General features: G+C 47.2%; 5 protein-coding genes. All 5 read right to left on the reverse strand.

Annotated features, from left to right (window positions below):
• Nucleotides 1-78: 78 nt before the first annotated feature.
• Nucleotides 79-1,359: an ATP-dependent protease ATP-binding subunit ClpX gene (clpX, locus tag WG68_RS17185; protein ID WP_046558964.1), complete on the reverse strand. Its 1,281-nt coding sequence runs from the start codon at nt 1,357-1,359 to the stop codon at nt 79-81.
• Between the two features lie 55 nt (nt 1,360-1,414).
• On the reverse strand, nt 1,415-2,020 hold the full coding sequence (gene clpP, locus WG68_RS17190; protein WP_046552974.1) for an ATP-dependent Clp endopeptidase proteolytic subunit ClpP: 606 nt from the start codon (nt 2,018-2,020) through the stop codon (nt 1,415-1,417).
• A gap of 123 nt (nt 2,021-2,143) precedes the next feature.
• Nucleotides 2,144-3,454 (reverse strand): trigger factor, encoded by a 1,311-nt coding sequence (tig, locus tag WG68_RS17195; protein ID WP_046558948.1) that lies wholly within the window; start codon nt 3,452-3,454, stop codon nt 2,144-2,146.
• A gap of 283 nt (nt 3,455-3,737) precedes the next feature.
• Entirely contained in the window at nt 3,738-4,991 is a 1,254-nt protein-coding gene (locus tag WG68_RS17200) for a glutamate-5-semialdehyde dehydrogenase (RefSeq protein ID WP_046558949.1), read from the reverse strand.
• Entirely contained in the window at nt 4,988-6,109 is a 1,122-nt protein-coding gene (gene proB, locus WG68_RS17205) for a glutamate 5-kinase (protein ID WP_046558950.1), read from the reverse strand. The genes WG68_RS17200 and proB overlap by 4 nt, the downstream gene beginning before the upstream one ends.
• Nucleotides 6,110-6,507: the final 398 nt, after the last annotated feature.

Genomic DNA, 6,507 nt, shown 5'->3' on the forward strand with positions numbered 1-6,507 from the left:
CTGATACCCAGTATATGGGGTTCATTTGATAAACTTCAATTGTGAATACAAAAAAGGAGCTGAATCAGCTCCTTTTTATCAGTTTGACTGCGCCACTTCTGGCTCGCTGTTCTCATATATCAATATGGGCTGAGTCTCGCCGCGGATCACTGTTTCATCAATGACCACTTTGCTGACATCATTCATTGACGGCAGTTCATACATGGTATCGAGTAACACACCTTCAACAATCGAGCGTAAACCACGGGCACCAGTTTTACGCTCCATGGCTTTTTGACCAATAGCTTTTAGGGCATCTTCCCGGAATTCCAGCTCAACATTTTCCATCTTAAATAAGGCAGCAAATTGTTTCACCAGCGCATTTTTCGGCTGACTCAAAATTTGCACCAGCGCGTCTAAATCCAGCTCAGTTAAAGTTGCTACTACGGGTAAGCGACCGATAAACTCAGGAATTAAGCCGTATTTCACTAAGTCTTCCGGCTCTACATCGCGAAACGACTCGCTTAGACTGCGGGTACTTTCTTTGCTTTTAACCGTAGCGCCAAAACCAATGCCCGCGCCTTTAGCGCTGCGCTGCTCAATCACTTTATCCAGGCCAGCAAAAGCACCGCCACAAATAAACAGTATTTTCGAGGTATCGACCTGCAAAAACTCCTGCTGTGGATGCTTACGCCCCCCCTGTGGTGGCACTGAGGCAATAGTACCTTCAATCAGCTTCAGTAACGCTTGCTGCACACCTTCACCGGACACATCACGGGTGATAGAGGGATTATCAGACTTGCGGGAAATCTTGTCTATTTCATCAATATAAACAATACCGCGCTGGGCTTTTTCGACATCATAATCGCATTTTTGCAGCAGTTTCTGAATAATGTTTTCAACATCTTCCCCTACATAACCGGCTTCAGTTAAGGTGGTGGCATCAGCCATGGTGAAAGGAACATCTAATAACCGCGCCAGAGTTTCTGCTAACAACGTTTTGCCACTGCCAGTGGGGCCAATTAACAAAATATTACTCTTGCTAAGCTCCACTTCCTGCTTATGCTGGGCACTACGCAGCCGCTTATAGTGGTTGTATACCGCTACAGCAAGTACTTTTTTGGCATGCTCCTGACCGATAACGTAATCGTCCAGATGCGCACGAATTTCCCGCGGTGTCGGTAAAGTATCTGATTCGCGTTTAGGCGAGATATCTTTAATTTCTTCGCGGATAATGTCGTTGCATAAATCAACGCATTCATCACAAATATAGACTTGTGGGCCTGCGATCAACTTACGCACTTCATGCTGTGATTTGCCACAAAACGAGCAATACAATAACTTGCCGCTTTTATCGCCGTCAGTGCGGTGATCAGACATGTAACTACCTCTTATTACGTCGCTGGTGGCCGCAATATCCGCCACCCTGCTTCAGTTATTTCGCATCTCTTTTACTTAATATGGTATCAATCAGACCATAATCCAAGGCTTGCTGTGCACTTAAGAAGCGATCGCGTTCAGTATCAGACACCACTTCTTCATAGGTTTTACCGGTATGCTCAGCCATCAACCGGTTGAGTTTTTCTTTAATACCCAGAATTTCCCGGGCATGTATTTCAAAATCAGTCGCCTGGCCCTGAAACCCCCCTAATGGCTGATGGATCATTACCCGGGCATTAGGTAAACAATAACGCTTACCTTTGGTGCCACCCGACAACAAAAAGGCACCCATACTGGCGGCCTGCCCGACACACACTGTGGCGATATCAGGTTTAATATAGCGCATTGTATCGTAAATAGATAAGCCAGCCGTCACAGAACCGCCCGGGGAATTGATATAAATGTAGATATCTTTTTCCGGATTTTCTGATTCAAGAAATAACAACTGTGCCACTATCAGGTTCGCCATATGGTCTTCAACCTGACCGGTTAAAAATATTACCCGCTCTTTCAACAACCGGGAAAAAATGTCATAGGAGCGTTCACCTTTGGCCGTCTGCTCGACAACCATAGGTACTAAAGCGTTCATGATGTCAGTCATATCGCGTGACATTGGCATAAAATGGGGTCCCTTAATCAAAACTCGGAATTGTGCGGCCGGAAAATAAAATGGCCCGAACTGCTGTTCGAGCCATTAAAACCGTCATACCACGATAAGTCAATCTTAGTTAGTGGCTTGCGGGTTCATTATTTCGTCGAAGGCAGCAGCTTGTTCAGTAACCTTAGCTTTCGCCAAAATCAACTCAATAGCCTGTTCTTCCAGCGCCACATTACGCATGCTTTGCATTAATTCTTTGTTGCCATGGTAGTACTGCACCACTTCCGCCGGATCTTCGTAAGCTGACGCTACGTTGGCGATAAGTTCTTCTACTTTGGCATTGTCTACTTTCAGCTCGTTAGTTTTGATCACTTCGCCTAATAACAAGCCTACCTTCACCCGATCTTTCGCCTGTTCTTCAAACAGTGACGCCGGTAATTCTGGTAATTGCTTAGCATCGACATTGTTACCAAAGCGCTGCAGTGCTTGCTTGCGCAGCACGTCGACTTCGCCGCCAATTAATGACTGTGGCACTTCAACTTCATTATTAGCCAGCAAGCCTTTAATAACCTGCTCTTTTACTTTGCCTTTAATGGTTTGCTTCAGCTCACGCTCCATGTTTTTACGCACTTCGGCTTTTAAGGCCTCAACGCTGGCTTCCGCTAAGCCAAACAGGGTAGCAAACTCGTCATTTAATTCAGGCAGAACCTGCTCTTCAACAGTATTGACAGTAACCGCGAAGCTGGCCGCTTTACCTTTCAGGTTTTCTGCATGGTAATCTTCAGGGAAAGTCACTTCAACCGTCACTTTCTGTCCGGCTTTTTTGCCAACGACGCCGTCTTCAAAACCCGGGATCATCCGTCCTGCGCCTAATTCCAGCTGGAAGTTGCTGGCCTTACCGCCTTCAAATTCTTCACCATCAATAGAACCCACGAAATCCATGGTTACCCGGTCGCCAGTGGCTGCAGCACCTTTTTTGGCCTGCCATTTTGCATGTTGCTTACGCAGCGTTTCCAGCATCTTAGCCAGGTCATCTTCGCTAATATCAACCGCTGGCTTGTTTACTTCAATCTTTTCCAGATTAGCGACGGTGACTTCAGGGTACACTTCAAAGGTCGCTGCAAATTCTAAATCTTTACCCGCTGCCAACGCACCTGGTGCAAATGTTGGCGCACCAGCCGGGGTTAACTTATTCTCGATAATCGCTTCGTAGAATGACCGTTGCATTTGCTCAGAAGCAACTTCCTGCAACACAGCCTGACCGAAACGTTTCTGAATAATAGATACCGGCGCTTTACCCGGACGGAAACCATCAATACGCTGGCGTTTAGCCAGATCACGCAAACGGTTTTTTACTTCTGAATCAATTTTGTCAGCCGGCACAGTAATAGTTAAACGGCGCTCTAAACCCTGGGTGGTTTCCACAGAAACTTGCATCTTGCTACCTCGAAATCAAAATCAGGCGTCTGAAATACGCCGTGCTTGTATGGCCGGGACTCGAAAATCTTAAGCTGAACCTGACCTGTTATAAAATTGGACGCGGCATTATAGCGGGCTAAATCCCCATAGTCGAGCCTTTCACCACGGTTGTTTTGACGGTTAATCTTGACAAAAAACAAAAAACAGACTTAGCACAATAAAACTAAGCCTGTTCAATAAGTTAGATGGCCATCAACCTGCATTATTGCAAATTTTTGTTCACAATAAGCCAAGGCTAAGCTTAGCCGCGAACCTGGCCATTGCCGGTTACCACATATTTTTCGGTAGTCAGCGCTTCAAGCCCCATGGGCCCATAAGCGTGCAGCTTGCTGGTCGATATGCCTATTTCTGCACCTAAGCCCAGCTCACCGCCGTCGGAAAAACGCGACGAGGTATTATGCATGACTACGGCCGTGTCGACAGTGCGGATAAAGCGTTCAGCATTGGCCTGGTCAGCCGTGCAGATCACTTCGGTATGCTGGCTGCCAAAACGGTCGATATGAGTAATGGCCTCGTCCATGTCCGCCACCACTTTAACGGCTATTTCTGGCGCCAGATATTCCTGGCCAAACTCATCATCACTAATCGGCGATGCACCACTAAAATAGCCGATGCTCTGGCCACAAGCATGCACTTTTACCTGATGCTCAGCCAGCGCTTTGGCTACCATTGGCAAGAAGTCAGCTGCCTGATGTTGATTCACCAGTAAGCCCTCCAGCGCATTACAGACTCCCGGCCGCTGTACTTTACCGTTTATCAGCAAATTTAAGGCCATCGTCAAATCGGCACTCTGGTCAACGTACAGATGACAGACGCCTTTATAATGCTGAATAACCGGTATACGACTATGTTCGGTGACAAAACGAATTAAGCCTTCACCGCCGCGCGGGATCACCAGATCGATAAACTGATCCTGCTTCAACAGCGCCAACAGTAAATCCCGATCAGGATCCGGCACTATGGTAATGACTTCTGCTGGCAAATCGTGGTCACGTAATGCCTGGCGCATCGCCGCAGCAATCGCCAGACTGGTATTAATGGCTTCGCGGCCGCAACGTAAAATAACGGCATTACCTGATTTAAAGCACAGCGCGCCAGCGTCAGCTGTCACATTGGGCCTGGCTTCGTATATCATACAAATAACGCCTAACGGAATGCGGGTTTTCGCAATATTAATACCGTTGGGGCGCTGTTCAATTTGCCGGGTTAAACCAACCGGATCTGGCAGCTGGATAATCTGCTCAATAGCCTGAGCCATAGCGTCAATTCGCTCAACATTTAACGTCAGGCGGTCAATCATTGCCGCACTGGTACCATTACTACCGGCCTGGGCCACTTCATCTTTGTTCGCCGCAATAATAGCCGGGGTGGCCTCACGAATGCGGTTAGCGAAGCTTTGTAACACAAAGTTTTTTTGCTCTGTTGATAACACAGCAACGGCTTTGGCAGCTTTAGCTGCCTGAGCAGCCAGCGTGGCTGCAACATCAGAAATCATAATTTCTCCAATAACATCATTTCACTACGGTGGATCACTGCATCACTACCAGCCGGACAATAGCCCAGACATTTTGGGATATCGCGGCTTTGCTGGCCTTTTATCGAAAAGAGCTCTGTCGCACTAAACCGGCTTACGCCTTTGGCAATACGACGGCTGCCCTTGGCACAGCGAATAATCACCGCATCACCTGAGTCAAACTCACCTTTTATCTGCACGATACCACTGCTCAGTAATGAGGCGCCATGCTGGCTTAAAGCCTCAATACAGCCATCGTCAACCCAGATTTCGCCTTTGGCCCGCAAGGTGTGACGCACCCAATGTTTTTTAGCCGGTAACGGTTTATGCTGGCCAAAAAATATGGTGCCAGGATTTTCACCCGCTAAAAGACACTGAAACGTTTCGGGCTGATGGCCATCGACAATCAGGGTATCAATGCCATGCGCTGTGGCTTTCTCAGCCGCTTCTACCTTAGTGCGCATACCGCCGGTGCCCACTGCTGAAGCCGCGCCACCTGCCAGACTGAAAATAGCGGCATCTATGATGCTGACCTCAGGGATCAACGTCGCCAGCGGGTCTTTACCAGGATCTGCAGTATATAGTCCTTTTACATCTGAACAAATAATCAGCGCATCCGCATTAACCACGGTAGCAACCATAGCCGCCAGATTATCGTTGTCGCCGACTTTCAGCTCATCGGTGGCAATAGTATCGTTTTCATTAACTATAGGCAGCACCTGATGGTCCAGTAAGCGCCTTAAAGTATTTTGAATATTAACGTGCCGCACCCGGTCACTTAAATCGCCGTGAGTCAGCAGCACCTGAGCACAGGGAAAATCAAAACAACCAGACCAGAAATTCATCATTTGATTCTGCCCAACCGCCGCCATTGCGCGCTTTAACGCAATAGGCACCCGTTGATGCGAAAAATTAAAATGGTGGCGGCCTGCGGCGACACTGCCAGACGATACCAGAATAACTTCCCGGCCTTGTTGGCGACATTGGTGGATAAATTCAGCGATTGGACGTAAATATTGTTCGCTACATCCTTCATTGTCCGGCGCGATCAGGGCACTGCCCACCTTCAATACGATCCGACGCCAGCTTGGGTTTATCATAACTCCTCCGTTATTTTGACCGCCGGCAGTATAGCAAAAATGGTAACCCGGCACCACCGGCTACCAGCACTGATCAGCAAAGCAGAGGAGAAAATAAGCATTATTATTCATTAATTTAGCATTAATCCGGTCAATACCGGCCAACTAAATGGTTATTTTTCAACCTAATAAACTGTAATTAAATTACAGTTTTAGGCGATATCGGTCAGGTTAAATCAACAGCAGCAGCGACTGCATAAAGCTAACTACTATAGATTTGCTGAATAGTTGGTATAAACGGAATAATAATTTGAAATGAGCAAAATCAGGCAGAAAAGCGGGCCTAATTCAATTTAGCTAAAATGGTTGGTGTAAAAATTTGAATATTTAAACTTAAGGGAGAATGGTCGGTGATGCAG

It is taken from the genome of Arsukibacterium ikkense (assembly GCF_000987775.1).
GTDB lineage: Bacteria > Pseudomonadota > Gammaproteobacteria > Enterobacterales > Alteromonadaceae > Alishewanella > Alishewanella ikkense.

Bases quoted from the DNA above. Each gene is read 5' to 3' on its own strand.
- clpP (WP_046552974.1), bottom strand. From the start codon at position 2,020: ATGACTGACATCATGAACGCTTTAGTACCTATGGTTGTCGAGCAGACG.
- clpX (WP_046558964.1), bottom strand. From the start codon at position 1,359: ATGTCTGATCACCGCACTGACGGCGATAAAAGCGGCAAGTTATTGTAT.
- proB (WP_046558950.1), bottom strand. From the start codon at position 6,109: ATGATAAACCCAAGCTGGCGTCGGATCGTATTGAAGGTGGGCAGTGCC.
- tig (WP_046558948.1), bottom strand. From the start codon at position 3,454: ATGCAAGTTTCTGTGGAAACCACCCAGGGTTTAGAGCGCCGTTTAACT.
- WG68_RS17200 (WP_046558949.1), bottom strand. From the start codon at position 4,991: ATGATTTCTGATGTTGCAGCCACGCTGGCTGCTCAGGCAGCTAAAGCT.